This is a genomic window from Acidiphilium sp. PM, assembly GCF_000219295.1.
GTDB classification, from domain to species: Bacteria; Pseudomonadota; Alphaproteobacteria; order Acetobacterales; family Acetobacteraceae; genus Acidiphilium; species Acidiphilium multivorum.
Window position 1 is genome coordinate 12732 of sequence record NZ_AFPR01000150.1, and the last position, 19129, is coordinate 31860.

Annotated in this window: 17 protein-coding genes, 1 tRNA gene and 1 pseudogene; 6 read left to right on the forward strand and 13 right to left on the reverse strand. The window is 65.7% G+C overall.

All coding sequences use genetic code 11. The features are described from left to right. Positions 1-98 precede the first annotated feature (98 nt). Positions 99-710, forward strand: coding sequence for a bifunctional nicotinamidase/pyrazinamidase (pncA, locus tag APM_RS07280; protein WP_007422712.1), 612 nt, complete (start codon positions 99-101; stop codon positions 708-710). 13 nt (positions 711-723) lie between these two features. Then, positions 724-3810: an AsmA-like C-terminal region-containing protein gene (locus APM_RS07285; RefSeq protein WP_256379468.1), complete on the forward strand. Its 3087-nt coding sequence runs from the start codon at positions 724-726 to the stop codon at positions 3808-3810. Between the two features lie 76 nt (positions 3811-3886). Here the strand turns inward: APM_RS07285 and APM_RS21425 are convergent, their stop codons facing one another. Both APM_RS21425 and APM_RS07290 read right to left on the reverse strand, forming a co-directional pair. After that, a complete protein-coding gene (locus APM_RS21425; RefSeq protein ID WP_138919174.1) occupies positions 3887-4339 on the reverse strand; it encodes a hypothetical protein in 453 nt (150 codons plus the stop codon). Positions 4340-4703: 364 nt separating this feature from the next. Further along, a tRNA-Tyr gene (locus APM_RS07290) sits at positions 4704-4789 on the reverse strand. A gap of 65 nt (positions 4790-4854) precedes the next feature. Here APM_RS07290 and rlmB point away from each other — a divergent pair. Continuing rightward, positions 4855-5685, forward strand: coding sequence for a 23S rRNA (guanosine(2251)-2'-O)-methyltransferase RlmB (gene rlmB, locus APM_RS07295; protein WP_007422714.1), 831 nt, complete (start codon positions 4855-4857; stop codon positions 5683-5685). Here the strand turns inward: rlmB and pqqE are convergent. The 8 genes from pqqE to APM_RS07330 form a co-directional block, all read right to left on the reverse strand. Continuing rightward, on the reverse strand, positions 5667-6788 hold the full coding sequence (pqqE, locus tag APM_RS07300; protein WP_007422715.1) for a pyrroloquinoline quinone biosynthesis protein PqqE: 1122 nt from the start codon (positions 6786-6788) through the stop codon (positions 5667-5669). The two genes, rlmB and pqqE, sit on opposite strands and share 19 nt — an antisense overlap. After that, positions 6785-7039 carry a pyrroloquinoline quinone biosynthesis peptide chaperone PqqD gene (pqqD, locus tag APM_RS07305; protein ID WP_231844449.1) on the reverse strand — a complete coding sequence of 85 codons (255 nt, stop codon included), beginning with the start codon at positions 7037-7039 and terminating at the stop codon, positions 6785-6787. The genes pqqE and pqqD overlap by 4 nt, the downstream gene beginning before the upstream one ends. A 17-nt stretch (positions 7040-7056) precedes the next feature. Then, positions 7057-7797, reverse strand: coding sequence for a pyrroloquinoline-quinone synthase PqqC (gene pqqC / locus APM_RS07310; RefSeq protein ID WP_007422717.1), 741 nt, complete (start codon positions 7795-7797; stop codon positions 7057-7059). Continuing rightward, positions 7794-8717: a pyrroloquinoline quinone biosynthesis protein PqqB gene (gene pqqB / locus APM_RS07315; RefSeq protein ID WP_007422718.1), complete on the reverse strand. Its 924-nt coding sequence runs from the start codon at positions 8715-8717 to the stop codon at positions 7794-7796. The genes pqqC and pqqB overlap by 4 nt, the downstream gene beginning before the upstream one ends. A 59-nt stretch (positions 8718-8776) precedes the next feature. Further along, the gene (gene pqqA, locus APM_RS23085) at positions 8777-8914 is read right to left on the reverse strand and encodes a pyrroloquinoline quinone precursor peptide PqqA (RefSeq protein WP_353737317.1); all 138 of its coding nucleotides are present in this window, start codon (positions 8912-8914) and stop codon (positions 8777-8779) included. A 162-nt stretch (positions 8915-9076) separates the two neighbouring features. Beyond that, on the reverse strand, positions 9077-9871 hold the full coding sequence (locus APM_RS07320) for a xanthine dehydrogenase family protein subunit M (protein ID WP_007422719.1): 795 nt from the start codon (positions 9869-9871) through the stop codon (positions 9077-9079). Positions 9872-9883: 12 nt separating this feature from the next. Beyond that, positions 9884-12289 carry a xanthine dehydrogenase family protein molybdopterin-binding subunit gene (locus tag APM_RS07325; RefSeq protein ID WP_007422720.1) on the reverse strand — a complete coding sequence of 802 codons (2406 nt, stop codon included), beginning with the start codon at positions 12287-12289 and terminating at the stop codon, positions 9884-9886. 65 nt (positions 12290-12354) lie between these two features. Further along, positions 12355-12852: a (2Fe-2S)-binding protein gene (locus APM_RS07330; RefSeq protein WP_007422721.1), complete on the reverse strand. Its 498-nt coding sequence runs from the start codon at positions 12850-12852 to the stop codon at positions 12355-12357. Positions 12853-13040: 188 nt separating this feature from the next. On the opposite strand from APM_RS07330, the gene APM_RS07335 reads away from it, so the two are divergent. From APM_RS07335 to APM_RS07345, 3 genes are all read left to right on the forward strand, one after another. Further along, entirely contained in the window at positions 13041-13481 is a 441-nt protein-coding gene (locus APM_RS07335) for a GtrA family protein (RefSeq protein WP_007422722.1), read from the forward strand. Between the two features lie 245 nt (positions 13482-13726). Further along, positions 13727-15019, forward strand: coding sequence for an exopolysaccharide biosynthesis polyprenyl glycosylphosphotransferase (locus APM_RS07340; RefSeq protein ID WP_007422723.1), 1293 nt, complete (start codon positions 13727-13729; stop codon positions 15017-15019). Then, positions 15009-16034: a glycosyltransferase family 2 protein gene (locus APM_RS07345; RefSeq protein WP_039888045.1), complete on the forward strand. Its 1026-nt coding sequence runs from the start codon at positions 15009-15011 to the stop codon at positions 16032-16034. Before APM_RS07340 ends, APM_RS07345 begins: the two co-directional genes overlap by 11 nt. Here APM_RS07345 and APM_RS07350 read toward each other — a convergent pair. From APM_RS07350 to APM_RS07360, 3 genes and pseudogenes are all read right to left on the reverse strand, one after another. Beyond that, complete coding sequence (locus APM_RS07350) at positions 15961-18054, reverse strand: ComEC/Rec2 family competence protein (RefSeq protein WP_007422724.1); 2094 nt, start codon at positions 18052-18054, stop codon at positions 15961-15963. The genes APM_RS07345 and APM_RS07350 overlap by 74 nt on opposite strands. Positions 18055-18116: 62 nt before the next feature. Further along, positions 18117-18494: a hypothetical protein gene (locus tag APM_RS07355; RefSeq protein ID WP_013639173.1), complete on the reverse strand. Its 378-nt coding sequence runs from the start codon at positions 18492-18494 to the stop codon at positions 18117-18119. Between the two features lie 140 nt (positions 18495-18634). Continuing rightward, positions 18635-19129, reverse strand: a pseudogene (locus tag APM_RS07360) (cell division protein FtsZ); the annotation flags it as partial.

Consider the following 19129-nt stretch of genomic DNA (forward strand, 5'->3'; position numbering starts at 1 on the left):
CGTCGCAGGCAACAACTGTGATTATTACCGATAACGGACATCTTCGGCAACCGTCCGCCCCCCTATCTCGCCGGTCCGATGCGGACTATCTTCACGATATGGACAGCCGCACCGCGCTTCTCGTCATCGATGTCCAGACAGATTTTTGCGCCGGAGGTGCCCTTGCCGTACCGGATGGCGACGTGGTGGTGCCGGTGATCAACGCTCTTGCGCGGCACTACCAGACGGTCATCATCACGCAGGACTGGCACCCGGCCGACCATGTCTCCTTCGCCAGCCAGCATCCGGGACGGTCTCCGTTCGAAACCATACCCCTCGTCTACGGAACGCAGGTGCTCTGGCCGGATCACTGCGTGATGGACAGCCCCGGCGCAGCGCTGCACCGCGACCTCCATATTCCCCATGCCGCAGTGATCCAGCGCAAGGGATTGAATCGCCTGATCGATTCCTACTCCGCCTTCCTGGAAGCCGATCGGACAACCCGCACGGGTCTCGACGGCTGGCTCGCCGCCCGCGGCATCGAGCGGGTCGATCTCTGCGGCCTCGCGACTGACTATTGTGTCGCCTGGTCGGCACAAGATGCGAGGCGCTTCGGTTTGGAAGCACGTGTGATCGAGCCGGCCTGCCGGGGCATCGATCTGGATGGATCGCTGGCGGCAGCGTGGCAGGCGATGACCGCGGCAGGCGTGGCGCGGATCGCCGCGGTCTGATACCAGCGGCTTCATGACCGGCGACGGCGAGCAGCAGCGGACTAGGCAGAGGGCTTCGCGCAGGCGTACCACTCTCATTGCCGGTTTGCTGGGTCTTGCCATGCTGATCGGCGCTGCCGTGCTTTACGGGCCCAGGCTGATCTCCGGCGATTATCATCGAGGCGCGATCGAGCGACTGGCGAGCGGAGTTGTCGGCCGGCCGGTTTATATCGAGGGGCCGATCACGCTATCTCTGCTGCCGGATCCCCAACTGGTCGCCGAGAATGTCATCATTGGCGGACCGCATGGCGCGCAGGTAACGACAGCCGTCCTGAAACTCGATCTCGCTCCGGGCCCCCTCCTGCTTGGCCGGCTTCGCGCAACCCGCCTCGCCCTGCAACACCCATACATTACCCTGCCCTGGCCCCTGCCCGGCGGCGCGGAGGCCCTCGCACCGCCGCCGTGGCTCGGGTCTCTGCACGCGACGCTGCATGACGGCACCTTCAGGATAGGCCCGCTGCGCCTCGACCACGCCAACCTTTCGATCTTCACCGGCGGCCCGCAGGCCGTGATTTCCGCTAGCGGCACCACGATGCTCGGCAAAACCCCGGCCGCGATCGCGCTCAGGGTCGATGATACCGGTAGTGATGGCCCCGCCCCGATGACGGCGGAACTCAAACTTGGCAAGGATGCCCTCACCACTCTCTCCTTCCACGGCGCGCTCGGCCACGATAGCCGTCTCGAAGGCGTTATCGATATAGCGGCGGACAAGAAGGCCGTTTCGGAGCTTCTGCCCGAACTGCAGAAATCATCGGCTCCGCTGCACGTCACCGGCCAGCTTGCGGCAACCGGGCACCTGGCCGCGTTCGAGAACGTCTCCGCGCAATTCGGCTCGGCTCAGGTGGAAGGTCAGGGCGCATTGGCCCTCGTCCCGGCGCCACTACTGCGAATCACCGCGAAAGGCGATGGGCTCGACCTCGGAATCGCCGCCGCCCTGCTCGCCCGGATACGCTCCGTCGTGCCGGTAGCCGCCAACCTCGACGTTTCGGGCACCGTTGCCGGCGTGCCGATCGCCAAAGCCAACGCTTTGATCCTCGCAGACGACCGGTCGCTGCGCGCCCAGTCGTTGACAGCCACACTACCCGGTAACGCCGAACTCGGCTTTGCCGGCGCCCTCGGCCCGGCAGCCGCGGGACATTTCAGCCTTCGCGCCCCCGATCCCGCGGCGACAGTGGCGGCACTTCGGCCGCGGCTGCCGTTCCTGCCGTCATGGCCGGCCAAGGCCGGTCCGCTCGATGTTGACGGACGGATGACCCTGGGACCAGACGGCACGATCAGCCTCGATGATCTGCAGGGCAAGGAAGCCGCGACCGCCGTGATCCCCGCCTTTACTGGCGCCGCGCGTGTTACCCCCGCGGGCGATCGGGCCCATATCGTCGCCCGTCTTGATCTGACCCGTCTGACACTCGATCACCTGCTGCTCGATCATCTGGCCGTTGCCCTTTCGAGCGCAAAGCCACGCTATGATGGTTCGGTGCAGATCACTGCGCGTCAACTCGCGGTTCCTGCCGCCACAAAAGGCGCAAAGCCTGAAATCGAAGCCACCGACCTGCTTGTCGACGCCAGCCTGCACGATGCTGCTATCGGAGGAGGCGTTCATATCCGCCTCGCCAGCGCGCATCTCGGCCGGGGGCTGCTCCTCGGTCGTGGACTGCGCAAAGCCAACGGCGATGTGATCGGCGCCCGATTGTTTCTGGCCGGGCCGGACGCACAGAACACAATGACGGCACTCGCACGCATTCTCGGTCTGCCGGACCGCTGGGCAACGCACCAGGCGCTCCGTCAACCTTTTTCGCTTGCGATCGCTGCCGATGGCGCCGAGAAGGCGCTGGCGACGACGTGGGCTCTCCGTCTCGGCTCACTTCACGCCGCTGCCGCGCCGGTGATCGACCTCACGAATCGTTCCGCAGTAGGTCCGATCACGCTTCGGGCACCGAATGCTGTGGCGTTGATACGCAGCCTCGGCGGCGCCAACCTGCTCGGCGAACATGCCGGACTCGGCTGGCCCGGCCCTGGGTCGGCCAGTCTACGCGCGGCCGGTTTCTTCGTGGGTGGCCACATGGGCCTCTCCGATTTCGTTGCCTCGCTCGGCGCGCTGACGATTTCAGGCAGGATCAACGCCGATCTGGCCGACGGTCCTCCACAGATCTCCGGGAGAATTGCCGCCGATACGCTGGCGGTTCCCGCCCCGCCGGCATTGGAGGGAGCTGCCAGAGCCGCCCTTGGCAGCGGGTTACGCGTCAATTTCCCCATCCTCAGCGCGGCACGGGTCGAACGGTTCGGCGAAACGGTGGCACGGCACGCGTCGTTCAGCCTTGCCCTCGACCAGGGAAAGCTGGCGCCACGCATCGCGGTCACGCTAAACCGCGCGGAAGTCGTTGGCGGCAGGCTTTCGGGCCGCGCGATCCTCACCGGCGCGGCGGGAAGCACGCCGGCCACGCTCAGCCTGCAGGCCAGCCTGACCGGGGCACGGGCCTCAGCCGTTGCGTCAATCGCTGCCACCCACGGCCTTGCGCTTCCGCTCTCCGGAGGCACGGTCGATCTCGGTGCCAATCTCATGGCCCAGGGCGATTCCGGGCGGGCATGGCAGCGCTCGCTCGCAGGCAGTCTCACCGCGTCGAGTCACGGCATCACGATCTCAGGGCTTGATCTTGCCGGCGTCGGACAGACACTCGGCGCAGCCATCCAGGCGCCGCATCCGGTTGGTCCGATCGCGACGGCCCACGCTCTTCGCGGTTTGCTTGGCAAGGGAACGACCACCTTCAATCTGCTTGATCTGACGGCGACGATTGGCCAGCGCACAGTGCGGCTCGACCATGCCGCCCTCAGTGGCCCGGCCGGCGAGCTGGCCGCGGCTGGCGACCTCAATCTCGCGCAGGACCACCTGAACCTGACTCTGGCTGCCCGCCCTGCCGTCTCTCAGGCCAAGACCGTGCCAAGCCTTTCCATGACCATCGCCGGCCCTGCCGCACACCCCGGCAGCCGCATCGATGTGGCTGCCGCGATTAGCTGGATCCACGATATGCTCGCCACCACGGAGACCAGTTCGGCGACGCATTGACCATCGCCCGGATCATTACCCGTAGTTGACGCCGTCATGTCTCAACGACTGTGGTCGTGAGCCGGAACAGTGCCGGTCATGATGCGGCAAGCCACCGTTTGGGAGCATGGTGGGCAACGTCTGGCCGAAACTGCCGGGTCAGACGGAGGCCCAGCAGCGTACCGGCAAGATACTGGGTCGCCATTACCGGGCTTCGAAACATGCGGGCTTGATTACCTTCCACGTCGGGATCTAGCCGCACCACGCGACTTGCCTGCACCGGGTGCCGGTTCTGATCGGCGGGGGCCTGCTCCTGTGCCCGGTGACGCGGGCCCCCTGGCAACGGTCGCAGACAAAACTGCCGGATTCCCTCCGGAACCGATTTTCCAACAGTCGGTTGATTGCGGATGCCCTCATCGCGATCGAAAGGGGTTTCAAACTGAACGGGCCAGCGCTCCATCCCCTCCGCGAAGACCACGAAGGCCTCACGCCAGTATTCAACGAGTTCATCGCCGGGCAACAGGCCCGCAGCCAGGTAGATTGGATGCATGGCCCCCGCACGCCCGCCGGAGCGCTCCGCTCGTGCCCGGCCTATGCATACCCATACGTTAACCGGCGCAACGAGCCTGTAGTATCGAGGATCAAGAATCTCAGACATCCGCAGCTCCCCTCGAAAGGCGAACGCGTTATAGCGTCGTAGAGTAACTCCGATTATTCAATTTGTTGAATAATTTTTCAGAATTATTTTTTATTACGCATCGAATACAATCATTATGAAATATTTTTGACGATTATATTTCATAATGATTGATATTTTACCCCAGAAATATATGGGTTTCCGCGCATACAATTGACGACTGAACGATTTGCCATGCAAGCTGCAAGGCATCCATCCGGTTCAGTTCATCGGGAGATGGTGGAGAGGGTTGGATTCGAACCAACGTAGGCGTGCGCCAGCGGATTTACAGTCCGCCCCCTTTAGCCACTCGGGCACCTCTCCGCCGCCCGTAATCTTCGATCGCGCCGGCGTTGTCAACATCGGTGGTCGCAGGCTAGAGAGCCGCCATGGACAAGCGCGACTCTCACGGAAAGGCTGGCAACGGCGGCCGCCACAAACTTCCTCGCGGCCCGCATCCTCACAGGCGGTCACAAGGCGATGCGCCGCGTGACCGGCGACCCGCATCATCCGCCGGTGGGCTTTGGCTCTATGGATTGCATTCCGTCGAGGCGGCGCTTGCGAATCCCGCCCGCAGGCTGCGCCGCCTCGTTGTTACCGAGGAAGGCGAAGCCGCACTCGCCGGGCGCCTACCGCATCCATGGCCGATTCAACCCGAGCGGATCGAGCGCGATCGACTCGACCAGATGCTTGGCCGCGGTATCGTGCATCAGGGCGTTGCCCTGCAGGCCGATCCCCTGGTGCCGCCATCGCTGAACGACGCACTCAAACGTCCGGGCCCGGTTCTCGTGCTCGATCAGATCACCGACCCGCGCAATGTCGGGGCGATCCTGCGCTCAGCCCAGGCCTTCGGCGCGGCAATGGTCATTGCGCAGGAACGCAATGCCCCAGAGGAGGGCGGTGCACTCGCCAAGGCAGCTTCCGGCGCGCTGGAACGGATACCGCTGCTACGCACAGTGAACATCGCTCGGGCGCTGATCGCGCTAAAGGCGGCGGGTCTGTGGGTCATGGGGCTCGATGCGGCAGGATTGTCGCATCTGTCGCGCGACGCGATCGGCAACCGTCGTGCCGCCCTGGTGCTCGGGGCCGAGGGCGAAGGGCTGCGCCGCCTGACCCGCGAAACCTGCGACGAACTTGTCTCGCTGCCGATGCCGGGCGGAATGGAAAGCCTTAATGTGTCAGCAGCCGCGGCCGTGGCGCTCTACGAAATCATCCGGTAGGCGAAATCCTCGGCACCCGCTGCGCTTTCCGCTACAGCGAGTTCCTTCATCATCGCGTGATGCGGCGAGAGGCCGCAGGCAGGGTCCGTTGCCGCGGCATCACCCGTCAGGGCCAGCGCTTGGCAGCGGCATCCACCCCAGTCGATCTCCGCGCGATCGCAGCCCTTGCATGGCTCGGGCATCCACTCCGTGCCGCGATAGACGTTGAACGCCTCGGAATGCGCCCAGATCTCGGCAAGCGACTTCTCCTGAACCGTGTCGAAATGCAGATGACCGATGGTTTCCGCAGAATGACACGGCAGCACCTTTCCCGACGGCGTCACATTGAAGAACCGCCGCGCCCAGCCGCCCATGCAGGCCTTGGGGCGAGATGCGTAATAGTCGGGCACGACATAGTCGATGTTCAGCACGCCTTCGAGCTTCTGACGCGCGACCTCGACGATGCGCGTCGCCTCGTCGAGCTGCGCACGGGTCGGAATCAGGGCCGCGCGGTTCTTCAACGCCCAGCCGTAGTACTGTACATGCGCGACCTCTATCCGCTGCGCCCCGGCCTCGACCGCAAGGTCGAGCATCGCCGGCAACTGGTGCAGGTTGCGCCGGTGCATCACGGCGTTCACCGTCAGGGCCAGGCCTGCGCCCCGCACCAGCCGCGCCGCGGCGAGCTTCTTCACATGTGCATGTCTCAACCCTGCGATATGGTCAGCTAACGCAGTCTCGGATCCCTGGAAGCTGATTTGCACATGATCCAGTCCGGCCTCGGCCAGTTCATCCATCCGGCGCTTGTCGAGCAGCACCGCCGAGGTGATCAGATTGGTATAAAGTCCCTCGCGATGCGCATGGCGGACCAGCTCCACCAGATCGTCCCGCACCATGGGTTCGCCACCCGAGAAATGCCCTTGCAGCGCGCCAAGCGCCGCCGCCTCGCTAATCACGCGCTTCCATGTTTCGGTGCTCATCTCGTCGCGCGCGCGGTCCATGGCGAGCGGGTTCGAGCAATACGGGCATTTGAGCGGACAACGATGCGTGAGTTCCATCAGCATCGCGAGCGGCGGCGCGGGTGCATGCCGTGTTGCATTCACCGTGGCGGGTGCGAGATCGTTCATGACGCGATCATCCCTTTCCTCGCGAGATCGTTAAGCATCTCGATGCAATCCGCCAGCACCGCCTCGCGCGGCGCCTCATAGCGCGCGGCAAGCGTATCGGCGATCGCGCCGACGCTGGCTATGCCATCAACCGCATCGAGAATCGCTACCGCAATCGCATCCGGCATGATGACCATCTCGGGGGCGAGCAGGACGTGGCAGTTGCGTGCTGCATCGAAGCGAAACCTGACGTGCCGCGGCAGATGCGGCACGCTGTCAGCAGTGAGTGTCACGACCAGATACCATCATGGCCGAACGCCCCGGGCGGGATCAGCCCCGGGCTGACATAGGCATGGTGCAGCGCGTCGAGTTGCGCCCAGAGCACATCGCACTTGAATGTCAGCGCCGCGATGGCCGCCTGCTGCTGCTCCGGCGTGCGGGCATGGCGCTTGACGTAGTCGAGCGCGAAATCGGCGTCGCGCGGCGCCTGGTCGAGACGCGCATTGAAGTAGGCCAGCGTTTCCCTCGTGATGAAGTCGTAATTGGCAAGCATGCCGGAAACGCGCTCGGAAATGATCGTCGGCGAGAACATTTCCGTCAGCGACGACGCCACGGCCTCCAGCAACGAGCGGTCGCGCACGAAATCGACATAGGCGCGCACGGCGAACCGCGTCGCCGGGAGGGCACGGCGCTCGCTGATGACCATGTCGCGATCGAGTCCCAGCCCCTCGGCGAGAGCCAGCCAGCGGACGATGCCGCCCTCTCCCGGTTGCGTGCCGTCGTGATCGACAAGGCGCTGGCGCCAGATCCGGCGCAACTCGGAATCATCAGTGCGGGCGATCAGCGTGGCATCCTTGATCGGAATCGCCGCCTGATAACAGTAGCGATTGAGCGCCCAAGCCTGAACCTGCCGCTTATCCAGTTTCCCGCCGTGCAGAAGCTGATGGAACGGATGGCGGTTGTGGTACCGCGCCGCACCCACTGCGCGGAGCGCGGCTTCCAGTTCGTCCGGACTCATCAGCACCGTCATAGCACGATCTCCATCCCGTCATGGGCCACGATCCACCCTGCGCGCTCCGCCTCGGCGCGCTCCGGCGTGTCGTCAAGAATCATCGGATTGCTGTTATTGACATGAACAAACACCTTCCGCGCGACATCGAGCCCGGCGAACGCAGCGATCGATCCCTCAGGCCCGCTGACGCTGATATGCCCCATCCGCGCACCTGTCTTGGGCATCAGACCCGCCTCGATCATTTCATTGTCGTGCCAAAGCGTGCCGTCGAACAGGACGAGCGCCGCACCGCGCACCCGTCTTGCCACATCCTCCGAAACCCTGGCGCAGCTGGGGATATAGAAGAACGCCCTGCCATGATCGTCGGCAATGCGCAGCCCGATCGTGTCGCCCTCGGATGAGCCGAAATCCGCGCGGCTCACATCCTCGGCATAAAGTGCCACCTTGCCTGGTACCACGAAGGCTTCCACGGTGATTCCGAGATCCTGCCCCGCGCAGTTGGCAAGCCGCGTCGGCACATCGACCGGAAGCTCGCGGCGCGGTACCAGGCCGGCATCCAGCACGCGGAAAATCTGGCTGTCACCGAGCAAGTCAAAAATCCGCCGGCCCGCATACAGGCCGAACCGATGCCCCTCGCGCAGATTGAGCAGACCGGCCGTGAAGTCAACATCCCCTCCCGTCAGTACCGCTGCCGCAATGGGACTGTCGCGCAGTCCGGAACGAGGCTGAAGTGCGGGGGTCGCAAGGATCTGCCCGCGCAGATCCGGAGAGGCGTTAAAGATCACATAATCCGAGTCGTTGACGCTGACGGCCAGCGCGGCCTGGGTCCGCGGCTTCGCTGCCGGATCGCCACAACGCGCCCGCGCGCAATTGCCGCAGGCACAATTCCACTGCGGAAAGCCGCCTCCGGCGGCGGCACCGAGAATGATGATCTTCATGGATTTGATAGATCGCCGGAACCGGCGCGAGGCACCGGCTCCGGCACCTTGTGTTCAGATCAGTCGAGATCAGCGCAGGCGTAGCAGTTGATTTCGGTGCCAACGGCGATTTCGACGAGCTTCGGCTTGGTCCACATGGATGTATCTCCTGGAACGTTGTGGTTCAAACGCGTTTTCCGCTTTTCTCTCCGCAACATGCGAAGTATGCCGACAATACGACATGTCGGTCCTGACGCAAGTGCGAATTGGGCGCCACATTCCCGGTTGTAACAAAACGGGACAGCGTTACGGTCACAATCCCTACATCACGAAAAAGGGCGGCTTGATGCCGCCCTTTCCCGGATACCAACCTGAACCGGCTAGCCGCAGGCCGCAACAGCCCGCCGCGCCATCACGCCCACAAGATGCGCCCGATACGCGGCGCTGGCATGGATGTCGCTGCTCATATCCTCTTCCGGTGTCTTCACGCCGCTGATCGCGTCGGGAGCGAAATGCGCCGACAGCGCCTGCTCCATCGCGGTATGGCGAAAAACACCATTATTCCCGGCGCCGGTCACGGCAACCCGTACGCCGCCCGCGTTCTTTGCCACAAACACGCCGACCATCGCGTAGCGCGACGCCGGGTTCGGGAACTTCTCATAAGCCGCCTTCTCGGGGATCGGGAACGAGACCTCGGTGATCAGTTCGTCCGGCTCGAGCGCGGTGGTGAACATGCCCTGGAAATAGTCGTCCGCCGCGATCTCGCGCTTCGTGGTACGGATGGTTGCGCCAAGCGCCAGCACAGCCGAGGGATAGCAGGCAGAGGGATCGTTGTTGGCGAGCGACCCACCGATCGTACCGCGGTAACGGACCTGGCGGTCGCCGATATGGCTGGCCAGGTGCGCGAGCGCGGGAATCGCATCGGCCACGTCTTTCGATGTCGCGACCTCGCGATGCGTGGTCATCGCCTTGATAACCAGCGTATTACCTTCGCGGCGGATGCCGGAAAGCCCCAATCCTGCGAGATCCACCACCGCGCTCGGCTTCGCCAGGCGCTGCTTGAGCACGGGGATGAAGGTCATGCCGCCGGCGAGCGCCTTGGCCTCGGGATCGGCCGCCAGCGCCTTTACCGCGTCATCCACGGCAGCCGGTTTCTGATACTTGAAATCGTACATCTCTTCTCTCCGTTACTCGGCGGCCATCCGCGGCGACGCCGCATTGATGATCGACCAGATCTTCTGCGCTGTGGCCGGCATGTCCACATGCGTTACCCCGTAATCACGCAACGCGTCGACCACGGCATTGATGACGGCCGGCGGACTGCCGATTGCCCCCACCTCGCCCACTCCCTTCGCGCCAAGCGGGTTATGCGTGCACATCGTCGATTCGGTGCCGACATGGATGCTCACGAGATTGTCTGCCCGCGGCATCGTATAATCCATCAGCGAACCGGACAGCAGCTGACCCGCTTCGTCATAGATCGCATGTTCGAGCAGCGCCTGCCCGATACCCTGAGCAACGCCGCCATGCACCTGGCCATGAACGATCATCGGGTTGATCACACGGCCGATATCATCGACGGCAGTGAAGTTGAGCAAGGTGACAACACCCGTATCGGGATCAACCTCCACCTCGCAGATATGGCACCCGCCGGGGAAGGTGAAGTTCTTCGGGTCGTAGAATGCCGTCTCGTCGAGGCCGGGCTCGAGTTCGTCATGCGGATAGTTGTGCGGCACATAGGCGGTCAGCGCAATCTCGCCGAAGGCTTTCGACTTGTCGGTGCCGGCCACGGTGAACTTGCCGTCCTTGAATTCGATGTCGTCAACCGAGGCTTCCATCAGGTGAGCGGCGATCTTCTTGCCCTTGGCAATGATCTTGTCGACTGCCTTGACGATTGCCGATCCGCCCACGGCAAGCGAGCGGCTGCCATAGGTGCCCATGCCGAACGGGATCTTGCTGGTATCGCCATGCACGATCTCGACCTGCTCGAACGGCACGCCGAGCTGGTCGGCAACGAGCTGGGCGAAAGTCGTCTCATGGCCCTGACCGTGGCTGTGCGTGCCAGTATAGAGCGTTACCGATCCGGTCGGGTGCACCTTGACGTTGGCGACCTCGTAAAGACCAGCCCTGGCGCCAAGCGCACCGGCAACCGCAGACGGCGCGATGCCGCAGGCCTCGAGATAGGTCGACATGCCGATGCCGCGCAGCTTGCCGCGCTTCGCCGATTCCGCGCGCCGTGCCTCGAAGCCGTTCCAGTCGGCCAGTTCCATGCAGCGGACAAGCGTCGCCTCGTGATTGCCGCTGTCATATTGCAGTGCGACCGGCGTCTGATAGGGGTAGGCATCGGGCGGGATGAAGTTGCGCCGGCGGATGGCGACACGATCCATCCCCATCGTCTTCGCCGCAACGTCGACAAGGCGTTCGAGCAGGAACGTGGTCTCCGGACGGCCGGCGCCGCGATAGGCATCGACCGGAACGGTATTGGTGAAGATCGCCTTCACCTCGGAATAGATCGCGGGCGTGGTATAGACGCCGGCAAGCAGCGTCGCCGACAGATAGGTCGGGACCGATGGCGCGAAGGTCGAGAGATAGGCGCCGAGATTGGCCATCGTCTTCACTCTCAGCCCGAGGAATGCGCCGTCCTCGGCCAACGCCAGCTCGGCGTGGGTGATATGGTCGCGGCCGTGGGCGTCGGTGATGAAGGATTCGCTGCGTTCGCAGGTCCATTTCACCGGACGGTTCACCTGCGCGGCCGCCCAGGTTACCGCCGCTTCCTCGATATAGTGGAAAATCTTCGCCCCGAACCCGCCACCGACATCCGGCGCCACGACGCGCAGCTTGTGCTCGGGAATCTGCAGCACGAAGGCGCCCATCAGCAGGCGGATCACATGGGGGTTCTGGCTGGTGGTGTAGAGCGTGTGTTCGCCGGTCGCCTGGTCGAAATCGCCGATCGCCGCACGCGGCTCGATCGGGTTGGGCACCAGCCGGTTGTTCACCACATCGATCTTCGCCACCTTGAAGGCCTTGGCGAAGGCGGCATCCACCGCGTCCTTGTCGCCGATATGCCAGTCGAAGCAGACGTTGCCCTTGGCGTCGTCATGCACCAGCGGCGCGCCCGCGGCGGTCGCCGCGACCATGTTGGAGACGGCGGGCAGCGGGTCGATGTTGACCACCAGCGCCTCGGCGGCATCCTTTGCCTGGTCGACGGTCTCGGCGATCACCATCGCGACCGCATCGCCGACATACCGCACCTTGCCCTGCGCGAGCACCGGATGCGGCGGCTCGACCATAGGGGAACCGTCCTTGCTATGGATCTGCCAGCCGCAGGGCACGCCGCCGATCCCGGCCTTTGCGATATCCTCGCCGGTAAAGATCGCCACCACGCCGGGCATCGCGCGCGCCGCGCCGGCGTCAATCGAGCGGATGTTGCCGTGCGCCACGTCGGATCGCCGGAACACGGCATAGGCCTGCCCCGGGCGGTTGATGTCATCGGTGTAATGGCCGCGGCCCGACAGAAACCGGCGGTCCTCCACGCGCTTCGGCGAATCGCCAATGCCGCCCTTCACGATGTGCGGCTGCGTCATGTCGTTCATGGATGATCTCCCGAATTTTTGCCGCGCCGGACGATACCGGCGCGGTATCTTTTATGATCCGAGCCTCACTCCGCAGCCTGCGGCAATTCCCGCCCATGCATCAGCGGCCACGCCGCAGCGATCGCCTTGACGATGTTGTGGTAGCCGGTGCAGCGGCAGATATTGCCTTCCAGCCCATCGCGGATCTGTTGTTCGGTCAGACCTTCCGGATGGCTTTCGACAAGATCGATCGCGCTCATCACCATGCCCGGCGTGCAGAAGCCGCATTGCAGGCCATGATGCTCGCGAAACATTTCCTGCATCGGATGCAGCGTGCCGTCCGCGGCCGCGAGCCCTTCGATCGTCGTCACCTCAGCACCATCCGCCTGCACCGCGAGCATGGTGCACGACTTGACCGACTTGCCGTCGACCTTGACCACACAGGCACCGCACTGACTCGTGTCGCAGCCGACATGCGTGCCGGTCAGGTGCAGGTTCTCGCGCAGCATCTCGACCAGCAGCGTGCGCGCCTCGACGTCAGCGGTCGCCGGCTTGCCGTTCACCGTGAGTTTAACCTGGGGCATTGATTCCTCCGTTCATGATCACGCGCGCCCCTCCGCCAGGGCGGACCGCTTCCTGATCACATGATGATGGGGCTCTTCCGCATTGGTCAAGAGAACCGCCGCGCTTTCCTGCGGCGGCACACGAATTTGGCAGAATTTGACACAGTTCCGCTTGCGCGCCGCCGCCGGCCTGCTAACCCTCCTGCCCGATGCCCGCCCTGCCCTCGCCGATCGAGCTGGTCACCAACCGACTGCCGGCCCGCCACCGCGCGGCGGCGGGCGAGTTCCTGCGCTTCGGCCTGGTCGGCGTGTTCGGCCTGCTGGTCGATATCGCCGCCGTCTATGCGCTGATCCCAAGCCTCGGCCTCTACGGCGCCGGCATGGCCGCCTATCTGATCGCTGCCAGTTGCAACTGGGTGCTACACCGGCTGTGGACGTTCCGCGCCCGCGCCCAGCGCCCGGCCCACACCCAGTGGTTGCGCTTTCTCATGGTCAACCTCGCTGGCTTCATGGTCAATCGCGGCGCGTATTCCGCTCTGATCGCAAGCTTTGTCCTGCCGCGTCACTATCCGGTGTTGGCCGTCGCCGCCGGGGCGGCGTCGGGCTTCCTCATCAATTTTCTGCTTTCCCGCCGCCTCGTTTTCGGTTAACCAAAAATCAACCTTGGATTGCGGTCAAGCAACTCTAGGTGGAGGCGAACCGGATGTCTCAGACGATTCTCGAGCCTTTGGCCGAACCAGTCCGCCGTATGGCGGCAATCCCGGTCAAGCGGGCGCACCGATTCCGTCCGCACCTCGGCCCGAGTAGCGGAATCGCATTTCTCCTGGTCGCGGATGCCGCGACCGTTCTCATTGGCCCGCGTCTTGCCACCCGAGTGTTGGCGCCTGCCCCCACCATGGCCGCCGGGCCGTTCAACGAACTCGTCTTTGGTGGCCTGACATTGCTCGCCCTGTTCGCTGCCGGTCTTTACGCAGTCGGCCCCGCGCGCGCGCCGCTCGTCCATATCGGAGCCATGCTACGCGCCCTCGTGGCGGCGGACGTGCTTGCCCTGCTGCGGATCGCACTGTTGCGCCCTGTGCCAGCCATATTGCCGCTCGACAGATCGATTGCATGGGCCGTCGGTGCCTTCACGTTCACTGCCGTGCTGATGCTCGGCGAGCGCGCAATGGTTGCCGCGTTCTGGCGCCGCCACGGAATCGGCATCCCGCGAGGAGCATCCGCCCTCGTTGCCGCAACTCCGTGCGACCGTATGCTCTGCACTCGTCTCGACCGCATGACCGACCACCGGCTTGGCTATGTCTTCTGCTGGGGGCTCGCCCCGACATCAGGCCTGCGCACCATCGCCGATGCGGCGACCCTGGAAGCCATGATCCGCTCTGGCCAGATCGGCGATCTCGTCGTCTTCGTCCAGCGCGGCGATGGGCCCGAAGCCCGCGGCAAAATCGATGCACTGCTTGCCCGCCTTGCCGATCAGCCGGTACGGATCCGCCTCGCCTTCGACGCGGTGGCCGAGATCGGCGCGTGCGACCTCGCGACCGGCCGGAGCCTACGTCTCGTCACGGTGCTCGACCGGCCGATCCGTCCGTTCGGCGCCGTGGCAAAGCGGAGCATGGACGTGGGCGGCGCCGCCTTGCTGATCATCCTGTTCGGCCCGCTTCTGGCCCTGATCGCCCTCGCCCTACGGATGACCGGACCCGTCCTGTTCCGCCAGCGCCGCATCGGGCTCGACGGCGCGCCGTTCACGGTCTTCAAGTTCCGCACGATGCGCCCGCAGCCACCCAGACAAGCCGCAGGCCCGGTGTCTCAGGCCCAGCCTGGCGATCGGCGGATCACCCGGCTCGGCGCCATTCTCCGCCGCCTTTCGCTCGACGAATTACCCCAACTATTCAACGTGCTGCGCGGCGAGATGTCGCTGGTCGGCCCCCGCCCGCACGCGCCGCACACCACCGCCGGCGACTTCACCTTCGAACAGGCGATCGCCTTCTACGGCGTGCGCCACCGCGTGAAGCCGGGGTTGACCGGCCTCGCCCAGGTGCGCGGCCTGCGCGGCCCGACCGACCGGCGCGACCTCGTGGCGGCCCGAGTCGCCGCCGATCTCGACTATATCGAGCGCTGGTCCCCCTGGCTCGACCTCGCCATCCTGCTGCGCACGATCCCCGCTGTGCTGATCGGCCGCAATGCCATCTGAGCCGCGCCTGCTGGCCGGGACGCCGCCCCCTGGCCACGCCTATGATGCCGACATTGTCATCCTGAGCCATCACCGCCCGCGTGAAACCATCGCCGCGATCCGTTCGGCGGCCGCGCAAACCGGGCTGGACAGCCATGTCATCGTGCTCGACCAGAACTCACCGCCCGGCATGCGCGCCGCCCTGGCGACGGTGGCGACCGAATTCCCCCATGTCGCGCTCTACGGCGTCGGGCAGAATTTCGGCGTGCCCGGTGGCCGCAACCGTGTAAGCGCCCTCGGCCACGGCCGCACGATCATCGCGCTCGACAACGATGCCGTCTTCGCCGCCCGCGATACCGCGGCCCGCGCCGCCATCCGCATCGCCGGAACGGCGGATCTCGCCGCCATCGGGTTCCGCATCCTTGCAGCCGACGGGCGCAGCCTCGACCTTACGAGCTGGGGCTATCCGAAGCGGCTTTTGCCCCGGGCCGACGGATTTTTCGCGGCGACCACCTTCGTCGGCTGCGGCCACGCCCTGTCGCGCGCCTGCTTCGAGCGTCTCGGCGGCTATGACGAGAGCCTGTTCTTCACCTGGGAGGAATACGAATTCGCCCGCCGCGCCATTGCCGCGGGCTGGCGCATCGAGCATCACGGCGACCTCGCCGTCATCCATGAAGTTTCTCCCGAAGCGCGGGTGAACTGGAATGCCGGACGCTGGCACCAATACGTTCGCAACCGTCTGCTGATCGCCCATGACTGGAACGGTCTGTCCGGTTTCCTGTTCCGCGCCGGCATTTATCTCGCGCGTGGCATCAACGCGTGCCGCCTGCGTCCGACACTCGACGCCATTGCCGAGGCCCATGCCCTCGCACGCACCCGCCCCCGCCACCAAGAAACGGCAGAAACCCGCCACTACGTCTTCCGTAACGAAATCCGCCACCGGCTGCCGGGCGGCGCGCGCCTTATCGGCGCCGGTGCCACCGCTTCGGCCAGGCGGCCACCCACGGCCGCATCCCCTGCACCCACCGGTCCGTAGTCAGCCTCACGCGGCCGCCCGCGAACCGCAGCGCGATCGCGCCATCGTGCCACACGCTGAACCGATCGATCACGTAGCGCCCCCGGGCCCGGCACGCGCCGCGCAACGGTTCAGGCGAGATCACCACCCGCGCATCGCCGCATCCGTTCTCCGCCGCCGTGGCATCGGCAAGATACAGCACCCGCCCATGGTCGAACCGGCATCGCCCGCCGGCACAAATGTCGGCGGCCCGGGCCACCGCCACACGGTCATGCGCGAAGACCGGCCGCCATTGCGCCAGGGTGTATTGATCCGGCCGCCGCGTCTCGAGTATCCGCACCACCGCGCCGTCCCGCACCGCAACGAGCGAAGCCGTGGGCGAGACCAGCACATCCGGCGCGCGGCCCAGCATCATCCCCGCCAGACCGATCACGACAGGCGCCAGGCCGGCAAGGCGTACCCGCCCCCGCAGCAGTCCGAGCAGCGCCATGCCGAGGCCCAGCAGCGCAACCGGCCAGCCCGGGCTTGGCCCGATCACGATCAGCGCGTGCGGCAACTGCCCGACGAACCGCGCCACGGCCAGCATCGCCGCGATCCCCCACCCCATCGGCGCGAGCGCCAGCACCTCGAGATGCAACGGCATCAGGACCAGCGCCACCATGCCGGCCGGCAACACGACGAGCGCCGTCAGCGGCACCGCGATCAGGTTTGCCAGGATGTAATACGGCTGCACCTGCTGGAACTGGTAGGCCGCGAACGGCATCGACGCCCCACCCGCCAGCAGCGAGGTGAAGGCCAGCGCGGCGATATGCCGACCCAGCCGTCCTCGCCATCCCGCCCCCTGGGTATCGAACCGGCGTCCAACCGCCTCATAGCCCGCGATCAGTGCCAAAACGGCGGAAAAGCTCATCTGGAAACTCGGCCCCGGCACCGCCTGCGGCTCGATCAGCATCAACACGAACGCCGCCACCGCCAGCCCGCGCAGCGACAGCGCCCGTCGCCCGGCGACAATACCGAGCAGAACCAGCGCGGCCATGGCGAGACTCCGCTCGATCGGCACGTGAAAACCGGTCAGCGCCGCATAGACCACCCCACCCGCAAAAGCCACGGCCGAGGCAATGACCTTCGCCGGCACGCGGAGCAGCAGAAACTCGGACCACCCGACGCAGAATCGCGCCAGCGCGAACAGCGCCCCCATCACGATGCCGATATGCAGCCCGGCGACGGCAAGGATATGAGCCAGTCCGGCGGTGATGAACGCCTGGCGCTCACGTGCCGGAATCGATTCCTCGAAGCCGGTCAGCAGCGTGGCGGCGATTGGCCCCGTAGTGGGCGGCATGGCGGTCAGCACCCGTGCGGCAATCGTTTCGCGCAACCGCCGCAGTGCGCCGCCCCACCCCGGCGCGGCAACGCGCGTCACGTCGAGCTTCCCGACCGCGAACCCAACCGCGCCGAGCCCCGAAAAAAACTGATCCCGTCCGAACGACCACCCTCCCGGATAGGCCGGGCGAGACGGAGCGAAGAGAAAGGCGCGCACCCGCACACTGTCGCCTGCCGCGAGGCGGACATCGTCGCCGCGGCGTAACTTGATCCTCACTGCCCGGCCCAGCGCCGGCCCGCCATTGAGGCGCGATGCCGCAATCCGCACCCGTCGGCCGGTCGCCAGCAAGTCGATCGAGCTCACCCGTCCTGTTACCGTCACGACGCCGTGCGGCACGACGATCGGCGGCGGCATCAGCATCGCCTGCCATTGCGCCCGGCCGAGACCGAGTAGGGCAAACAGCGCCAGCGCTGCCAGCCGGCGACCCACCGGCCGCCGCCAGAGGACGGTGAGTACACCGGCCGCCAGCACGATCGCCACCGGCGCCAGCCACGCCGGCGGTTCCGCCCTGAGATCAAAATAAAGGAGGATGCCGGCCATCATCGCTACCGGGAGGAACAGCACAATCCGCCCCGCGTAGGCGGCCGACGAACGCAGGGCACCCGGCGGCGGCGCCGCCGCCGGTTTCGCTGCTCTGACCGCGATCAGCGCCACATCCACCGAAACCTCAACTATAAGTTGATTTACCCTATTTCATTTCCCGAATGGATGAAAGCTCGACATCAGGTCAGCGATGCGATGGCAAGCACAAGGGTAATACCCGCGATCGCCAGCGTCGCATGCGTGCCGAGCAGCAGCCCCGCAGGGCGCCGTTGGCGCCAGGCCGCGATGACGACGAACAAGCCGAGCAGCAGGGCGAGACCGAGCAGAATTTCCGCCCCCGCGCCGAAGCCACCCAGCCCCATCCGTGCCGGCACCGGATGGCGGGCCAGCGCGATGACCAACGCGGTCAGTCCCATGGCCCCCAGAACGCCATGCAGCGGGCCAAGCAGCCGGCCGAAGACGCCGCCACCATTCACCCCACCCTGCTGCATTGCGCGCACGCCGAGCCACGCACCGAGTGAGGCGGCTAGCAGAAGCAATGAGAGAGGAATCGTCATTTGCACACAATGACGCTCCCGCAATGGGCATCAAGAGCGAAACCCGCATGTGCGGCGCCGGGGGGCGCGGAGAACGCAGATTTGATCGGGCTCGGCGCGCCGGCGGCGGGCTAAGCCGCCGCCGGCCGGGCGCCTTGCCGTCAGGATTGCTGGCGGCGCAGGAAAGCCGGAATGTCGATGCCGATTTCCTCGTTCTGCGTCAGCCGAACCGCCGCACGCGGCTCATGATGCTGCGGCGGCACATGGTACGAGGCATGCTCGGCCGCCGGGGCCTGAGGCATCTCGCGGTCGAGATGCTGCGGCGCCTGGTAGGAAGGCTCCTCCCGCGCGGGCCAGGACGGAGCGGCCGCACGAGGTTCCGCCTGCGGCATTGGCTGCGGGGCGGCCGCATTGCGGAAGCTGCTGGTCATCCGGCCGAACAGGCTCTGCTTGCGCGGCGGCTCGGCGGCGCGCGGCGTCTCCCGGAAGGCGGCCGGAGCCGAGATCGGCGCCCGCACCGGCCCCTCGGCCTGGAACTGCGGACGCGCCGGCACCGGACCCGGCGCCGGCGCCGGCTGCGGATGCATTGCCTGAGCCGCCTGGTGCTGCGCTGGAGCGGACTGCGGCTGGAAGTGTGCCGGATGCGAAGCCGCGGG